Source organism: Paenibacillus sp. Root444D2 (assembly GCF_001426375.1).
Lineage (GTDB): Bacteria > Bacillota > Bacilli > Paenibacillales > NBRC-103111 > Paenibacillus_E.
In genome coordinates this window covers 175,034-192,365 of sequence record NZ_LMEO01000051.1, presented here as the reverse complement: position 1 = coordinate 192,365, position 17,332 = coordinate 175,034, and the positions used below count along the sequence as shown (strand labels likewise).

The following is a 17,332-nucleotide window of genomic DNA, read 5'->3' as shown; positions in this document are numbered from 1 at the left end:
CAAAACCTCTCCTTATAATATCTGGTATATTACAAATCTAACTGTTAAATATTTAGATTACTGAAAGCGCCACACAAGCGCCACACGTCATTTCTTCATTTCCATAAACTCGCGATAGATCCGCGTCGCTTCCTGAGACGACAACCGATTGACCTTCTTTTTTTGTTTCAATACCTCTGCAATCTGCTCCCTAGCGACTCCGGCGCGCTGCATAGCTACGATCAAGCTACCGAGATCGCTTTCCCAAGTCCACACATCATTGATGAGCGGATCCTCATCGATCACTAATAAATGCTCGTCGTCTTGTTTGACGAGATCCAGCATCCTGATCCTCCGCGCGCCGCTCCCGTTCGTTTTTCGGCTCTTGTCCGATCATTGATATGCCCTCCAATACTGAATCTTCACGAGCTTTACTCTTCTATTTTTGTTTCCTCTAAAAGAGAAAATAATTCTTCACCTGATGCCCGTTGAGAGAAGATCCACTTTGCCTCATACTTAGCTCCGCTTAGTGTCTCCCACGAAATCGTCGCAGGGGTTTCTTCAAAAATTAGAAGCGAGAGTCCGCTTTCTTCAACTATAAACGTTTGTTCCGAGTTTGGATTTATGACCCTCGAACCAATGGCAGTTTTTTTATTGGGATCACCGAAAACGTTCTCCCGATCTCTAACGTACAATTCCACCCGAACATTAAAAGCTAGTCCGACGCCATTATTTCTAAATGTAATAGCCCATTGTCCATTATGAAGATAGAATCGTTCCGGATAAATAATGCAACGATGGGCAATATGAGATAGTTCCTTTGTTAGATACAATGACGAATTGGCCATCCGAACTCCAGCTTCAGCGATGTTTTTAGCTTGTTCTGAAACGTCTAAGGTTTCTTTTGATATATTTAGCGCATTTTTAGAGATGCGAAATGCTAAATACGCGACAGCCACGGATGCAACTGAACCTATTGCTTGTATCCAATCAGTTATTTTCAAAACCATACCCTCCAGATCCTAACGAGAAATTAGACTTTGTAACTGCTCTTTTGTTAGCCACGGCCTGCGCTTATGCAACATCCGATGACAATTCGAGCAAACAACAGCGATATCCTCAACTTTTGTCTTTTGTCCTTCCTGCAATTCCGATACAGGGATAGTATGATGACCCTCAATAAAATCCTCGCCGATCTCGCCATAGAAATCAACAAAATTGAACTTGCAGATCTCGCAGAAAAGTTGCCCGTTATGCTCTTCTTTAAACTTCTGTTTAGCCAAACGGATTACTTTAGGATTTCGTTCCCTCACAACGTGCTGAATCAATTTCTTTTTACCTTCAACGAATCCAGCGTCGTCCTCAGTAATATCCACATGAGCCTCGTCAGGCTCAAAATCGCGTATACCCCAGCGTCCTAATCCTTTAGTTGAGACCGCATAAAAAATATCCGTTCTTCCTGCTTTATAAACTTCGCTATCACTTGAATATTGATATATCGTTCCTCTTACTCCGTCCTTCCACGAAGGAGTGAAATCCATTTTACCCCGATCAAGAATCCTTGCGTAAATATCATCTAGCGTTCCATGTCCACCTAAATCTTTCAATGCGTCAATAATCTCATCCAACCACGGTCTAGACTGAGCCATAGTATTCCCTCCCAATATGTAACGAAAAAGGCTCCGGCGAATGAACGCGCGGAGTCTTTTTCGACCGATGCTTTCGGATTTATTTCCAGTATATCACAGGCTCTCAAAACGAGTCTATATATGTTATTCCAAACAAAAAAAGGATTCCGGCGAACTTTTGCTCGGAATCCTAATTTTAACCAGTCAATCGGGAACGCTCGGGTCAATCCTTGATAATGATTTTCAATTCGATCTCATTTCCATTCTTGGTGTATATGATCGTATCTATGAAATCTCGTAAAATCTCATTCGCTTCACGTTCTGGAATGTTGTCGCCGTGTGTTAAAAAACGTCTCATGTTGTCAAGTCGAGCAGAGACTTTATCATGTTCGGACATGTTATTCTCTGCCTTCATGGATTCGATCTGGTCTTCCAGTATTGCGATCTGTTCCTTAAAGGATGCGATCTGGTCTCGTGCCTCTTCTTGGCTGAATATTTCCATAACGAACCCCTGTTGAACCCTCTTAATATCCTTCCGGAGCTTCTCGATCTGCTTTTCTTTCCGATTGATCTCCTCATCAAAGTTCTGGGTATCGTCATTGGACAATAGGTGAATGTATTGTTCCAATTGATCTATATACTGGGCGAAGTATTCGTGAAAGAGAATCTCAAAATCCTTCACGTATATTCCCCCGTTGGTACATGTACTATACGTCTCATTGTCAAGGTAAGTCCGAGTTTGACAGCTTGTGATTCTTTTCATGCCGTGTGCAGTCTGGAAAGAGTGGATGCCATTACACAGACCACAACGGACAAGTCCTGAGAATTTATGTCTCCCTAGTTTCAGCGCAGGAGGACGAGTGTTTCGTTCATTTCTAATTCTCTGTGCCTTATCAAACAACTCCTGAGGAACGATTGGCTCGTGGGCATCCTTAATCAAGATTTGATCTTCCGTTGAAGTCCGTTCTGTTATACGCTTTCCATCTTGTTTGTACTGCTTGGTACGTCCGTAAGAAGAATGTCCAGCATATGCAACATTGGCGATCATACGTGCCACAGAGGATGAACTCCATTGCATGGTAGTGATCCCCTGATTGTTGAAGTCGTATGCTATAGTAGTGGTGGACTTCCCGGACACATACTCATTGAACATATGGACAATGATCTGAGCATCCTCTGGGACGATCTCAAGGTTCTTGGTGTCACGATTGTACTGGTAACCAAAAGGCACTTTCTTGCCCATCCAATTGCCCTTCTTTGCCGATTCCCTAGAACCTCTCATAAGACGCTTTCTAGTGGTTTGCCATTCTCGCTTTTCGATTAGTGCAATAATGTCACCGCTGAACATTTGATCCTCATTGGTATAGTCCGTCATAGATGTTGGTGTAACAAGGACACAACCTGACTTAATCATGATCTCTTTGACTTCCTCGTAATGTTTCGTGTTCCGAGTCAAGCGAGATTGTTCAGTACAAACGATGGCATCGTATTCATAATGCTTGATCTTGGACAGAAGCTTCTGGAACTCAGGACGATCCCACTCTTGGGACGATCCTGTCTCACTGTACAGATCATAAACATATCCACGCTTTTCACATAGCTCTATCAGAGAATTAGCTTGTCCATCTATTGATGCAGTTGTCTTGTCATCAGCTTCACGGCTCTTTCTGCAATAGATTGCCACTTTCTTTATTGACATGATTTTCCTTCTCCTCACGGTACAGTATTACCTGAGAGGAGTATATCATATTCGTTGCAATTAAGCGATTGTTTATTTATACACCATCGTTGCAATCATTTCTAAATGGGCAAATTCCTCAGTCCCAATGTCCGTTAGAAGCCCCACCACCTTATCTGGGATCGAATAGCGTTGATTCAAGTATCGCAATGCCGCAGCAAGCTCCCCGTCAGCACCCCCATATTGTTCAAGGAGCAGTTTTGCCATCCGAGGGTCGCATTTACTGACTCTGACTGGATACTGCAGCTTTTTTTCATAAATCCACATGCGCTCTCCTCCTTCTCAGACTTGCCATGGCCATGGAGGTTCACACCACTGCCAAGGTTGTTTGGTATAACTATGACCGAAATGCATGAGGGGGCCGAATTCCATCTCAAACTGCCCAGCAATTTGTTTCCTCTTCTGTGCGAATTGGTTGTATTGTTGAATGGCACCCAGATCATCAGGATGAGTATCTAAATACAGCGTCAGCTCGACTAAGACGAAATCTACGGCTTGTAGATCGTGAAGCTGTCTGTAATACGAGTCTGGTAACATGGGTTCACTCATGTCAATGGGCCTCCTTCTACCGCTTTGGACTCATAAGGCCCGTAAAGCGCTGGCCAGAGCGTTCCTTTTCTCAATGCTTCATAGGGGCTAAACTGTGGCAAGCCGGGTGGTTGAAAGGTAATATATAATTGAGGCGGTGTGTTATACAATTTCACTCGAATGGGTGGACAAGGATCAAACGGACCGATGAATGGAAAATATTTTTTGAATTGTGAATCCGCATGCATATGCATATCTCTCCTCCTCTTCTGTCTTGGGAGTAAACAGGCGTAGCAACAAAGGCCTATATGCTCGTTATATGCGGCATGACTTGGCCAAAATCACATGTTTTCCAACATTTCCATATTGTATGAGTTAATCGTTGACGGCCAGGCGATTTGGATTTCTTTGCAATTTGCAGCTTCGGGAGTGGTAGACTATGTAGGCTTCTACATGGGGAATGGACAGTTCTTATCAGCCACTAGGTCAGCTGGCATTTATCCTCAGAGTATGATGAGTTCGTATTGGGACCTAAATATTTAGGAGCCAAGCGCGTATATTGAAAAAAAAGTCCCTGCCGCGTTGCCATCGGGCAACTAAGCAGGGACTTCAATTTATGAATCAGAGGCTTACTAATTTAGAAAATCAATAAGTTCATGAAGCTGACTAACGATCGCGAGCGGTTTCTTATCGGAGGCAGAGGCGGGAGGCGTTTTACCATATTTATTGAGCCAAACTGCCTTCATGCCTATTTGCAGCGGACCAGCTACATCCGCTTCCCATGAGTCACCAACGAATAAGGTGTCCTCTGGCAGCACATTGAAATAATCAAGCGCCAGTTGATAAATACGTGGATCAGGTTTGGCCATACCAACGACATTAGAGATCCATACCTGCTCAGGAGGAAATAATTCCTTCAGGCCTAGACGCACTATTTTACCCTCTTGCATATCATGAGGTCCATTCGTAATAATTCCTAGCTGATAACGCTCCTTGAGCTTTAGCAGCAGCTCCAACACGTGAGGATCAGGCTCTAAGCTTTTTTCATATTGTTGGACGTATTGTAGGTTGAAAGCTTCTGCCTCATCTTCCGACATCGTATACTGGTGGTCTGCTAATGTTTCGATCAGCCTTCGGTTGCGATATGCTTCAACCGTGCAAATGCGCTGTTCATATAGGTAGTATAATTCATCGCTTTTCTTTTGAAATGCGGAGAAGAACGCCTCGTTATCATACTCTTTAGTTACCTCATGCTCCGCAAACATCTTTTTCATCACGACATTCCACGTACTTGAGAAGTCAAACAGCGTATCATCCAAATCAAATAAAATTAACTTCATACCCTACCACCCTGTTCATCTACTGTGGCTCAATCCAGCTTAATATTTAAGTTCAACAGGCCTGCTTTACGCATAGCTTGATAAATAATAACAACCAAAGGCCCCAGAAAGAGACCTGTTATTCCTAATAACTCGAAACCAACGTACAAACTGATCAAAGCAGCGAGCGCATTAATTCCAACAGCATCACTGAGCACTTTTGGCTCTACAATGCGGCGGAATATCGTCAAAGCAAGGAAAAGGATTAACAATCCTACACCCATTCCCGTATGTCCAATCAGAAGTTGATAGACGAGCCAAGGAATAAACACAAGCCCGGTACCAATCACAGGAACGAACTCCATAACCATTACTAATAAGGAAATGGCTAGCGGATATTCAGCGCTTAAGACCAGCAAGCCTATAAACGTGACCAAATAGGTTAACACGGCCATGATGAGCTGCGCTCGAATGAAGCCAAAGATAGCTTCTCGCAGGTAAGTCAGCACGTTTTCCATCTTCCCTTTGGAATGCTCTTCAAACATGGACAGAAAAGACATCCTAAGCTTTGGCAAACTAAACATAAACAAGTATAAAGCAATGACGTACATGAGCATTAAGATAAATAAATTCGGTATTTTTCCAGCCATATTTAAAAAGAAGCCAGAAATGCCGCTTAATACATTGGTTAAAGCCCCTGTTAAGGTTTCTGTACTGCTTTCCAGCCAAGTTTGCACTTGTGCCGCCATGTCTGGTGACAAGGAATCGTAGAACAACTGTGTGCGGTTGACAGCTTGATCCATATACTTATTCACTTCATCCATATAATTTGGCGCTTTGCGGCCAAGATCAATGAGCTCTGTGACGACATTTAACCCAATGAAATAAAATAAGGTCAGCGTCAGCAGCGTAAAGACGGTACAAATGATCGTAGCTGCAATTAATCGGTTCACCCTTGCAGCACGCATGAGAAGTACGGTTAAAGGGTCCAAGAAAATAGCTGTCACGAGCGCGAGTAAAAATGGCAAACCTATGGTGAACAATCCGTACAATAGCAGCAATCCAAGCACCATGATTAAGATCGTCTTAGGCGACATCAGTACTCCTCCGCTTATTCATCTACAGGTTTGACAGAGTTGATTTTCGTTATGTGAATGCGTACGATACGCAGTCGATCAACTTCGGATACTTCAAACACATGGTTGCCGAAAGCCACTCTTTTGCCTTTTACAGGTGCACCTTCAAGCTTCTTAAACAACCAACCACCGATAGAGTCTACATCTTCGTCCTCGATGTCCAAATCCAGCATATCGTTCAAGTCTTCAATCAGGACACGGCCGTCTACGGACGTATACTTTTCTTTCACCTCAACACCTGGCCGCTCATCGATATCGAACTCATCGTGCATCTCGCCAACAATTTCCTCCAGAATGTCCCCTAGTGCTAGAAGTCCTGCAGTACCGCCGTATTCATCAATAACGATAGCAAGTTGAGAATGTTTTTTCTGCATTAATTTCAATACGCGACTGACTTCCATCGACTCTGGAACATTAAGAATTGGACGAATAAAATTTTTAATTTCCTGTTCTTCATCCGGATCTGCTGTCAGTAAATCAGCAATGTGAACGAAACCGACGATGTTATCCTTATTCTGATCAGCCACAGGGTAACGTGTATGCTTCGTCACATGGACCATACGCAAATTATCAATGAAGCTCTGCTCAAGGTATAGACAATCCATATCTGTCCGCGGCAGCATAACCTCACGGGCAATACGTTCTGAGAATTCAAAAATATTATCGAAAAGCACCATTTCATCTTGATCGATATGGCCGCTTTTGACACTCTCATCCATCAGGATACGAATCTCTTCCTCCGTATGGGCGGCCTCATGCTCGCTTGCAGGCTCAACACCAATCCATGATAGAAATTTATTGGCCGTACCATTCAGCACCCAGATAATCGGGCGAAACAGCCTGTAGAAGAAGAGCAGCGGCGCTGAGAGCCATAGTGAGGTTAATTCCGCTTTTTGAATCGCGAACGATTTCGGAGCCAGCTCACCAAGCACAATGTGCAGGAACGTAATAAATCCAAATGAAACAATGAAAGATAATGTCGTCGTATAAACCGAAGTCTCTACTTGAAGCTTATGTAAGAGGGGTTCCATGATCAACTCCGAGATGGCAGGCTCACCAACCCAGCCTAGTCCCAGGGAGGCAAGTGTAATCCCCAATTGTGTTGCTGATAAATAAGTATCTAACTGCGACGTAACTTTGATAGCATACTTTGCTTTGCCGCTGCCTTCATTGACTAACTGTTGAATGCGGGATTGTCGAACCTTCACAAGCGCAAATTCAGCAGCAACGAAGAAACCATTGAGCAGGACTAATATAATAACTACTATCAGGTTAAGAACAATGGAACCGAAATCAAACGAAGTATGTGGCAAGCGTATATCTCCTTCAGTAATATGATTAGATGATAGCTTTGCGGCTTTTGAAATCAACAGAACGGTAATACGAGTCGGCTACCAGCAGGTTAGGACCACAACAAGAAGCGCTGCTGCAGAAGCAATTTACACGCTGATTCAGCGGATTATTCTCCCAACGGGCAAAAATGGTATCTAACTGGTCGTCATGAATGTTACCGAGAGCGGGTTCATTTGCAAAATCCGTGACGAACACCTCTCCTGTAAAAGTGCTCACATTCAAGCGGTTGCGTCCATCCGGATCATTACGAACGGTTACATTCGGCTCCTCGCGAAGCCTTTTAACCAATATTCTATCCTCTTGAAGATCGTTGCAAGCAAAGAATGGCAGTGTGCCAAACAGCATCCACATGTCACGATTCCGGCTGTCTAACAACCGATGAATGCTCGTTCTTAACTCGTCCAGAGATACCATTGGAAGATGAGAGGCAAAGGAACTGGCATACATCGGGTGAACCTCATGGCGCTTGCAGCCCATCTCCTCAATGAGCTTATGAATCTGCGGTAATTTCTCATGTGTGCGTGTATTGATCATCGATTCCGCTGAGACATAAAGTCCGCCTTTGCTAAGCGCGATCGTGTTATCAACCATGCGTTCATACATGCGCGCCGCGGTATCATGACTAACCGGATGCCCGCTATTCACAAAGCCGACTTGATGGAAATCGTCAGCGTTCAAGTAATTGAAAGAAATATGCATGACATCCAGATATGGAGCGAGAAGTTCATACCGGGCTAAGTCAAGCGTTAAATTGGAATTGATTTGTGTACGAATACCACGCTCTCGAGCATATTTAAGGATTGGCAGCATATAGTCTTTGACGATCTTGATGTGATACGAAGGCTCTCCACCGGTCAAGCTGATCGTTTCTAAATGCTCAACCTGATCGAGCTGCTTCAAAATGATCGGCAAGGGAATACGCGGTCCTTCCGACATGGTTAACGAATCCCCAACCGCGCAATGCTCACATCGCATATTGCACAAATTCGTTATGGTAAGCTCTACACTTGTTAGTACGTGTTTCCCGTATTTGCGATAAGACCGAATAGGGTCCCATGGATCGTAATCGGGGGTTAGCTCCGGTAGGATGGAGCTTGTTCCATTCATATTCATGCTGTTTACACCTGACCTATCATTTCCTATTCACAAGCTAATTGTTCCTATCATGCCTATACCTATGCCCTTTATTGTAACTTATGATTCGCAAAAAAGGAAACGGCAGCAAGTTATTGTGAAGCTTCGCTACCGCTTCTCTGCTTTCGATTGCGAACCCATTCGCAGCCATTTAGGTGCCCACCAGTTCGCATCCCCAAGCAGTTTCATGAGTGCCGGAACGAGCATCACTCGAACTATGGTCGCATCTATCAGCACGGCGAGACCTAGACCAAGCCCCAGCGCCTTCATGATTTCGATATCTGTAAAAATAAATGATCCTACAACTACAACTAGAATGAAAGCTGCACTTGTAATTAAACTTCCCGTTTTCTTAAGCCCTTCAGCCGTACTCTTATCATTGTCACCGCTTGCTTCATACTCCTCCATAATGCGAGAAATCAGGAATACTTCATAATCCATGGATATGCCAAATACTACACAAAAAATGATAACTGGCAGCGTTGCACTGACATAACCAATGGACGTTATGTGCAGCAAATCAGCCATGTAGCCATGCTGGAACACTAACACCACAACACCTAGACTCGCGCCAAGACTGAGCATGTTCATTAATACAGCCTTGAGCGGTAGCAAAACGGACCTAAAGGCAAGCAATAGAACGATGTAGGTAATTCCCATCACAAAAGTTAATACTTCAGGAATTTCATTCTGAATGCGATCTATAATATCCAGCCTATAGGCCGGTCCACCCGTGACTACAATATCAAGTCCGTCCTTACTTAAGCTGCGGAGTTCTCGGACAAGGCCATCCGTCGAAGGATCATCGGTATCTTTCTCAGGCACTACAACCATCAGAGCCGTGTGTCCTTTTGCCAATTTATTGCCTTCTATTTGTGCTTTGACATTTGAATTCCTTAGCATGACTGCTAACTCGGCATCTGAATGTTGACCCAGTGAACTGATGAAACTCTGTACTTCTTTTACACCTGATACCCCTTTAACCTGTTCACCATAAGCCCGAATTTTACGAATCGAAGCCTCTTCCCACACTTCTCCCTCTGTATGAATAACAATTTGGATGGGCCCCATCATACGCGGATCATAGGCCGCTTTCAATAATTCCGAGCCATATCGGGATTCGTAGCTGGGAGGCAGCACCTCAGCATTCGGTACGTTTAACTTTATTTGCCCCATCGGAGTCATCGTGTAGATCAGGGCACCCCCGACGATGACAACCAGCAGAACGGGTCGTTTCATTACAGCATAAGCGATCCGTTCCCAAAAGCGGGACGTTTCTTGCTTGCGAAAGCGTTTAGGAACGACCTGCAAAGAGTTGATCCTTTCACCAAGTATACCGAGGAGTGACAGCAGCATCGTATTCGCAACGATAACGGATATCGACACGACAATTACACCGCCCAAACACAAGGAGCGGAAAAAGGTGAGATCTACGAATAACATGCCAAGCAGCCCAATCAGCACCGCTATACCGGAAAAAAAGATCGATTTCCCAGCCGTCTGACAAGTCATGGCCACAGCTTCAGCCACATTCTTCTGTACCTTGAGTTCCTCCCGAAAGCGACTAACTAGAAACAAAGCGTAATCAATTCCTACGGCGAGACCGAGCATCGTCACCATATTCGGAAGGAAGTTCGATAAGGATTGGTTCTGGGCGATAAAATAGGTAATCCCTAACGTAAGTGTTACGCTCATAAGCCCAACGATCATCGGTAATAGCGCCGCGACTAGGGTGCCAAACACGATTAATAATACAATCAGCGCAATCGGCAAACCAATGGCTTCTGATTTGGCAATATCATGTTTACTCGCTTCCTGCATATCATGCAAAATAGCAGGTCCACCAGTCACATATACGTTCATGCCAGTTGGCGGGTGCACGCGTTCTTTAAGCTCCGGATATTTCTCCAAAGCAGGGTCGGTATCTAGATTTAGTGATACGGTTACGGCTAGTACATCCAAATGACCTTCGTTACGAGGTGTCGCGACGAATTTCGCACTTTCCACATACGGCAGCTTCGTAAGTTCGCTTAGCGAATCCAAAATGGCTTGTTGATGGACTTTGTCCGTCATATCAAGCCCTGCCCCCGTATAAACCAGGTTCAACATCGTAAGTGGGACACCCAGTTCATCCCGCATTTGAATGAGGCCACGATCAGACTCACTACCTTTAGGCGTAAAGCCGTTGTCTTTGAGCATACCCGGTGTTTGCTGAGCAAAAAAAGCAAAGCTGAGAAGCAGGAGTACGCCAATTACCAGCACGAGCCATCGAAAACGATGCATCGCATATCCCCATCTCCAGAACTTTCCTTTCACAGCTGATTCTCTCACACGCATCCCCCTAATTTGCAAAAAGAACCTGGATTCCCAGGTTCTTCGTGCTTGTTATCTATATTTTATCTTAAAATATGGTCGGCATACTTTCATCCGTATCAAACTCGCCTACTTTAATTTCCCCAATTTCTGAAATTAATGTAGAAAGCTTCGATGACAGGTCAATTTCGTACGGTTCCTTTAGCTCTTGACCGGATTCATCCTGCAGCACGCGAACGATCGGCCTATGAGGCACGGTCACGTTTAACTTAGATACGATGCCAAACTCTCCGGTATTCAATCGAACGGTTATGCCTAATGGGTAAATCGCGATTTTATCACGGAATAAGGCAATCTGACTTTGATCATACATCGTGCCAGAGCCCCCGAACAGTTGCTCCATAGCTTCATGCGGCAGTAAAGGTCTTCTATATACTCTTGTTGTCGTCATAGCATCATAAGAATCGACTAACCCAACCCATTTGGCAAATTCGTTGATGTCTGTACCTTGAATCCCACGCGGATAACCGCTTCCGTTAATTCGCTCATGGTGCTGAAGAGCACAATGCGCTGACAAAAGAGGAATGTTTGGTTCGTCTTTCAAAATGTTAAACCCGTATGTCGTATGATTCTTCATCTCAGTAAACTCTTGTTCGGTCAATTGCGAAGGCTTGCGAAGAATACCAAGTGGTACTTTCGTCTTACCAATATCGTGAAGCAAAGCGCCTAATCCAAGTGTTTCTAGGTTCTCACGACTGTACCCAAAGCTAATTCCCAGCATAATGGCATAAATACTTACATTCACAGAATGCTGAAATAAGTAATTATCTTTTACATTCATATTATTGAGCATAACCATTGCCCCTTGATGAGCGCTTAGATCGTCAATAATCATTTTCATCACATCGCGGAAGTTACGTCCGATATCATAATAATTAACGGCTCCGCGTTTGTTCGAATCTTCCATTACTTTCTTAAAGGTGTTTCGGATTTCGAGAACAGCCTTCGTCCTCGTTTCATCTTGAATAATATCCTCTTGAATGATGTCATTGGTCCGAGAATCTTGAATATATATGTAGTCGATCCCGTATGTAAAAAGTCGATCAATGAGTCTCTGAGAAAGCTCAACATTAACGGCCAGCAGGACCATACCATCGTCGTTGTAAATATTCTTGGCCAACCTCATTCCAGGATGACACATGTTGATCGGCATTAACAGCATTTCAGGACCCCCGAATAGGTGAGCGTTACTTTCTATCTAAATGTAATAGATTTCACAAAAAAGTTCAATAAAAAAAACCGCATCATTCGACGCGGTTCGATAAACGAAACAGTTATGGTTACTTTAAGTACATATAAAGTGCGAAAATGATGGCTACTGCAAATCGATAGTAGGCAAAATACGTTAATTTCATATTTTGAACAAGCTTTATGAAAGTAACAACCGCTAACAATGCAACGATGAATGCAACGACAAAACCGACTATAAAGAAACCTAAGTCATTCGAAGAGAGTGCTTCGTAGTTTTTAAGAAAGTAGACACCTGAAGCTCCAAACATAATTGGAATCGCCATAATGAACGTGAAGTCGGCAGAAGCAGCTCGGCTTACGCCGGACAGCATGCCACCCGCAATTGTCGATCCAGACCGGGAGAATCCTGGCCAAATGGATACCAATTGCCACAAACCGATGAAGAACGCTTGACGATAAGTCAAATCATCCAAAACGACAGCACTCGGCTGTTCCTTCTTCTTCTCTGCGATGATCAATAGGATACCGCCAAGAACAAGTCCAATTAACACGGTTGTTGAGTTAAAAAGCTTCTCGTCGACGAAATCATTAAACAAGACTCCGATGATACCAGCTGGTATGATCCCGATAAGAATGTGCAGCAAGTTCAGTTTCTTTCCTGACTTACTCTCGCTTTTTCTTTTCACTAACCCGAATAAAGATAAAATCCGTTTCCAATAAATGAGGACGACGGCCATAATGGCGCCAAGCTGGATAACAAAATCAAAGGTTTTCATGACTTCATCATTTTGGGTGTTTAATAAGCTTTGTGCTAGAATCATATGCCCCGTAGAAGAAACCGGTAAAAACTCGGTCAACCCCTCTACGATCCCGATAATGATCGCTTCAAAAATAGTATGCATGTTTTCCCCCTATGAATTGAGAGTTTATAGTTGTACTCCTGTCCAATTATCTATTCTACCTGTAACTTGGTAGATCTGACAACTCCTTCGACAAAGGTCGTGGTTGTTCGACTTATTCATTATTAGCAGGAGGCCTTCTATCCGTAAATCTTAGGAAATGACTGCTTAGGATCGCGTCTTCATCCCGAAGCTCAGAAGCAAGTACATCACGGATAAATTCAGGCAGCATATACGTCACCTGCTTACCTCGGCTGAGCGATAAATAACCTGAGCCGAAAGTAAACATATCGATCGTGCCAACAACATAATCACGGTTAGGGTCTAAAGGCTCATCGCCAACGTTCACAGCGATGATACGTTCGTAAGGTGCACGGGTGCTGTCGGTCGTGACGGTCAATCCGTCGACACACAGTACGCCCAGCACCTCGCCACGGAAGCCGAAGCCGCGAATCGGCTTCTCCATGAACTCGTCAAGCAGCGACTCTTCGAGCGCTTGCAGCAGGTCCGCCCCGCTGAGCAGCAGCCGGCAGGGGTTGATCGGACCCGGGCAGATTTCCAGCAATCTGCCGCGTGTCAGGCGCCCCTCCTTCAGTCCCTGAAGGAGCTGGCCGCTATTGACCAGCCCGATCTCGGCGCTGGTCCAGCGGCGAATCCCTGCGGCAAGCAAGTTGCCGAGCGGGGATTCGCCGTACCAATCCAGGCGCAGCGGTTCCCGCAGCTGCGCCACCTCCGCATCCAGCGCCGCCGCGCTGGCGATGCGGTAGTGCTCCAGCAGCGTGGTAACGCTGCTGTCTTCTTCACTTGCGTCCGTCATAGGGACGACGCGGCCGTTCAATTCTACGATCCGGCGCTGCGCCGGGTCGTAGGCAAGTTCAATATGGCCGGCATACTGACCGAACTTGCCGGCCGCACAAATATAGGTGCCGCTGAGCAGGAGCGGCTCCTCAAGCACGTGATGCGTATGGCCGCCGAGGATCACATCGATGCCTTCCAGCTCCTCAGCCATTCGTTGATCCGATCGCAATCCCAAGTGGGACATGACAACAATGATATCCACACTTGGGCGAAGAAGCCTAGTATGGGCCTTTACAGATTCGATTGGGTCCGTTACATGCCATCCAAGCAGTTCATAGTACGCTTGGTAAGCCGCGGTTACCCCAATGATTCCAATGGTGAGACCCGATTTCTCAATCGTAAGTGTAGAAAGCATCCAATCGGGCGTTTTATTCGTCGCCACTTCTACAATATTGCTGCCTATAATTGGAAATTTGGCATGTTCCTTCACTACCGTTCTTAACAATTCCGGCGTGAACGTTAGCCCTTCATTATTCCCCATGACCATCGCTTCGTAGCCGGTCGCGTTCATAATTTCCAAATTGGCAGAAGCATTCGTGCCTTCCGTTTCAGGGCGCATCCGGTCCATATGATCGCCAATATCAAGTGTCAACACCTGATCAGCCGGCCACAGTCGACGTACGCGATCAAAATAAGCGCTAATTTTGGGCATCTGTTCAAAATGACTATGAATGTCATTCGTATGTAAAATAACAAGTCTTTGCAAGGGCTCAGACACACCGTTCACCTCTTTTCTTTGTAAACCAGATCCGAAGCATGTCTAATCTTATGCAGCAGAATCTCCTCTCATTTCTTGAATTTTAGCTCATCAAGCGCCACTCTGTTTTTGAAGCCGAAGGTCGCTTCTTCCCCGAGCGCCTGATCATGAAGAAACCACACTTTAATAACACTTTTGACATTGAGACATTCACTGCTGCCATCCGGCACATAAAGACGAATCGGATAACCTTTCTTGAGCGCCTGTCCATCTTGAGCATATAGAAATAAAGCGGAATCTAATTGTGACCAAGGCATTAGAGCTTCAAATTCGTCTACTGCCTCCACCTTTAGATGCGTAGGTTCTTCAGCATGCGTCCCATTATGGCTGATCTTCCAGCTCCGATACCATGATTTCAAATCAAAAGCGTCCCCCTGCACATTCGGTACACGCTCCTGAAGCGCTAACTTTTGCTCCGCAAGTTCAACCATCTCGGATATCGTGAATGCTTCATTTTTTATATGTAGGTCTGACACTTGTATGCGTAAATCTTCTTGCATGAATACATTTCCCCTTTCATCCCTAAGCGCCATTTGTCATCCAAATGCTCTACCCATTATACCATTTTCAGGTCAAAATATGATATGCTGTAAAGGATTCCAACACTAAGTCATTAGGAGCAGAGCCGTGAACATACACATCCAACTCTTTGCAGGTTTGGTAGACCTATTCGGGACTTCCGTCCTAATTATAGATATCGAACAAGAATCCATTTCTATTGAGCAGCTCAAACAGCAGATCTCAGCAGCTTATCCGGCGGCTTCCACTCAACTTGCAGCCTGTTTTTTTGCTAAAAATCAAGCCTATGCCGGAGATCAGGAAATTGTCACAGCCGCAGATGAAATTGCACTGATTCCCCCTGTGTCAGGCGGTCAACCTTCTAAATATGAAATCACCCATGATACGATTGATCCATCCGAGGTAGCTTCTAAAGTCAACCACCCCAATCACGGCGCTTCGCTTGCCTTCATAGGGACAACAAGAGAGATGACCTATGGGCAGCGGACCGTCCTTTTGGAATACGAAGCTTACATACCGATGGCACTCAAGACCATGGAAACCATAGGTGAAGAGATAGAAAATCAGTGGCCAGGCACACTTTGTGCAATTACACACCGTTTGGGCAAGGTCGCTATTGCCGAAGCTAGCGTCGTAATTGCCGTTTCATCCCCGCATCGTGTCCATTGCTATGAAGCGAGTCGGTATGCGATTGAACGCCTGAAACAAATCGTACCCATTTGGAAAAAAGAAATTTGGGAAGATGGTTCGGAGTGGAAAGGCAGCCAAACAGGTCCCTGGAACCCGCTCCAAACGCCACGATTCGAATAAACCAGACTGGAGATGACCACATTTGGACACACATTTACATATAGATCAAAATGATGACGTTGACATGCGCTATTCCAGACAAGTCCTGTTTTCCCCCATTGGCCAAGAAGGACAGCGCAAACTTGGAGGAAGTCGAGTAGCTATCGTAGGCATGGGTGCTCTAGGCACCGTTCTTGCCAACCATATGGTTCGCGCAGGGGTCGGTTATGTACGACTGATTGATCGAGACTTTGTCGATACTAGCAACTTACAACGGCAAATGCTATACGACGAAGAGGATGCAGCTTCCACCACACCCAAAGCGATTGCAGCAGCTAAACGGTTACAACTCGTAAATTCACAGGTAACGATTGAGCCTCATGTAACCGATCTGAATTCCTTGAATGCTGAACAGCTGTTAAGTGATGTAGATTTAATTCTAGATGGAACCGATAACTTCTCGGTTCGCTTCCTGATTAACGATGTGAGTATCAAACTAGGGATTCCTTGGATTTATGGCGGTGCGGTCGCCTCTAGAGGAGTCTCTTTGACGATCATTCCAGGACAAACACCATGCCTTCGCTGCCTTTTCACACAAGCCCCCGCCGCAGGTACGACTGAAACCTGCGATACTGCTGGCGTTATTGGCGGAATCATTCATGTTGTAGCTTCCTTTCAAGCAACGGAAGCTCTTAAATTACTTGTTGGCGCGAACGAACAGCTTAATCTTAGAATGCAGCAATGGGACTTATGGTTCAATCAGAATTCAGCAATTAGTGTAGCAGGAGCGCTTAAATCAGACTGTCCCGCCTGCGCAATGAAGCAGTACGATTACTTAGAAGTCGGTGTAGAAAGTGACACGATTCAATCCTTATGCGGCCGTAATTCCGTCCAGATTCATCCGATAATTCCATCCGATAAACCGCTTGAATATTGGGAAGAACGATTAAAACCACTTGGTCCGGTTGAGAGAAATCGCTTCCTTCTAAAGTTCCAAGCAGCCCCCGATTTGCACATGATCATCTTTCCAGATGGCCGTGTTCTCATCCAAGGAACCGACGATTTAATTCAGGCTAAAAGTCTTTACAGCCGATATATTGGGATGTAGTATAACTATATACCTACGGATTA

The 17,332-nt window shown here is 44.9% G+C and carries 17 protein-coding genes and 1 pseudogene; 2 read left to right on the top strand and 16 right to left on the bottom strand.

The window, feature by feature from the left end:
- Positions 1 to 87: 87 nt before the first annotated feature.
- The 16 genes and pseudogenes from ASD40_RS32340 to ASD40_RS32265 all read right to left on the bottom strand — a co-directional run bounded on the left by ASD40_RS32340 (position 88) and on the right by ASD40_RS32265 (position 15,393).
- The gene (locus ASD40_RS32340; protein WP_057307243.1) at positions 88 to 324 is read right to left on the bottom strand and encodes a hypothetical protein; all 237 of its coding nucleotides are present in this window, start codon (positions 322 to 324) and stop codon (positions 88 to 90) included.
- 86 nt (positions 325 to 410) lie between these two features.
- Positions 411 to 983, bottom strand: coding sequence for a hypothetical protein (locus tag ASD40_RS32335; protein WP_057307242.1), 573 nt, complete (start codon positions 981 to 983; stop codon positions 411 to 413).
- A gap of 18 nt (positions 984 to 1,001) precedes the next feature.
- Positions 1,002 to 1,628, bottom strand: a complete 627-nt coding sequence (locus tag ASD40_RS32330; RefSeq protein WP_057307241.1) for an HNH endonuclease — start codon at positions 1,626 to 1,628, stop codon at positions 1,002 to 1,004.
- 202 nt (positions 1,629 to 1,830) lie between these two features.
- The gene (locus ASD40_RS32325; RefSeq protein ID WP_057307240.1) at positions 1,831 to 3,306 is read right to left on the bottom strand and encodes a recombinase family protein; all 1,476 of its coding nucleotides are present in this window, start codon (positions 3,304 to 3,306) and stop codon (positions 1,831 to 1,833) included.
- A gap of 75 nt (positions 3,307 to 3,381) precedes the next feature.
- Positions 3,382 to 3,612, bottom strand: a pseudogene (locus ASD40_RS32320) (manganese catalase family protein); the annotation flags it as partial.
- 15 nt (positions 3,613 to 3,627) lie between these two features.
- Positions 3,628 to 3,894: a spore coat protein CotJB gene (locus ASD40_RS32315; RefSeq protein WP_047676707.1), complete on the bottom strand. Its 267-nt coding sequence runs from the start codon at positions 3,892 to 3,894 to the stop codon at positions 3,628 to 3,630.
- Complete coding sequence (locus ASD40_RS32310) at positions 3,891 to 4,127, bottom strand: spore coat associated protein CotJA (RefSeq protein ID WP_442952756.1); 237 nt, start codon at positions 4,125 to 4,127, stop codon at positions 3,891 to 3,893. The genes ASD40_RS32315 and ASD40_RS32310 overlap by 4 nt, the downstream gene beginning before the upstream one ends.
- Before the next feature lie 378 nt (positions 4,128 to 4,505).
- Entirely contained in the window at positions 4,506 to 5,213 is a 708-nt protein-coding gene (locus tag ASD40_RS32305; RefSeq protein ID WP_057307239.1) for an HAD family hydrolase, read from the bottom strand.
- A gap of 29 nt (positions 5,214 to 5,242) precedes the next feature.
- Positions 5,243 to 6,289 (bottom strand): sporulation integral membrane protein YtvI, encoded by a 1,047-nt coding sequence (gene ytvI, locus ASD40_RS32300; RefSeq protein ID WP_057307238.1) that lies wholly within the window; start codon positions 6,287 to 6,289, stop codon positions 5,243 to 5,245.
- Positions 6,290 to 6,303: 14 nt separating this feature from the next.
- Complete coding sequence (locus ASD40_RS32295) at positions 6,304 to 7,641, bottom strand: hemolysin family protein (RefSeq protein ID WP_082562597.1); 1,338 nt, start codon at positions 7,639 to 7,641, stop codon at positions 6,304 to 6,306.
- Positions 7,642 to 7,666: 25 nt separating this feature from the next.
- Positions 7,667 to 8,794 (bottom strand): radical SAM/CxCxxxxC motif protein YfkAB, encoded by a 1,128-nt coding sequence (yfkAB, locus tag ASD40_RS32290; protein WP_057307237.1) that lies wholly within the window; start codon positions 8,792 to 8,794, stop codon positions 7,667 to 7,669.
- 129 nt (positions 8,795 to 8,923) lie between these two features.
- A complete protein-coding gene (locus ASD40_RS32285) occupies positions 8,924 to 11,152 on the bottom strand; it encodes an MMPL family transporter (RefSeq protein WP_156390257.1) in 2,229 nt (742 codons plus the stop codon).
- Positions 11,153 to 11,216: 64 nt separating this feature from the next.
- The gene (locus tag ASD40_RS32280; RefSeq protein ID WP_057307236.1) at positions 11,217 to 12,350 is read right to left on the bottom strand and encodes an HD-GYP domain-containing protein; all 1,134 of its coding nucleotides are present in this window, start codon (positions 12,348 to 12,350) and stop codon (positions 11,217 to 11,219) included.
- 118 nt (positions 12,351 to 12,468) lie between these two features.
- Entirely contained in the window at positions 12,469 to 13,281 is an 813-nt protein-coding gene (locus ASD40_RS32275; RefSeq protein ID WP_057307235.1) for an undecaprenyl-diphosphate phosphatase, read from the bottom strand.
- Between the two features lie 112 nt (positions 13,282 to 13,393).
- Positions 13,394 to 14,854 (bottom strand): bifunctional metallophosphatase/5'-nucleotidase, encoded by a 1,461-nt coding sequence (locus tag ASD40_RS32270; RefSeq protein ID WP_057307234.1) that lies wholly within the window; start codon positions 14,852 to 14,854, stop codon positions 13,394 to 13,396.
- A 68-nt stretch (positions 14,855 to 14,922) separates the two neighbouring features.
- Entirely contained in the window at positions 14,923 to 15,393 is a 471-nt protein-coding gene (locus ASD40_RS32265) for a hypothetical protein (RefSeq protein ID WP_057307233.1), read from the bottom strand.
- Between the two features lie 127 nt (positions 15,394 to 15,520).
- Here ASD40_RS32265 and ASD40_RS38905 point away from each other — a divergent pair, with 127 nt between their 5' ends.
- Positions 15,521 to 16,222, top strand: a complete 702-nt coding sequence (locus ASD40_RS38905) for a molybdenum cofactor biosynthesis protein (RefSeq protein WP_057307232.1) — start codon at positions 15,521 to 15,523, stop codon at positions 16,220 to 16,222.
- Between the two features lie 64 nt (positions 16,223 to 16,286).
- Positions 16,287 to 17,309 carry a ThiF family adenylyltransferase gene (locus tag ASD40_RS32255; RefSeq protein WP_057307460.1) on the top strand — a complete coding sequence of 341 codons (1,023 nt, stop codon included), beginning with the start codon at positions 16,287 to 16,289 and terminating at the stop codon, positions 17,307 to 17,309.
- Positions 17,310 to 17,332: the final 23 nt, after the last annotated feature.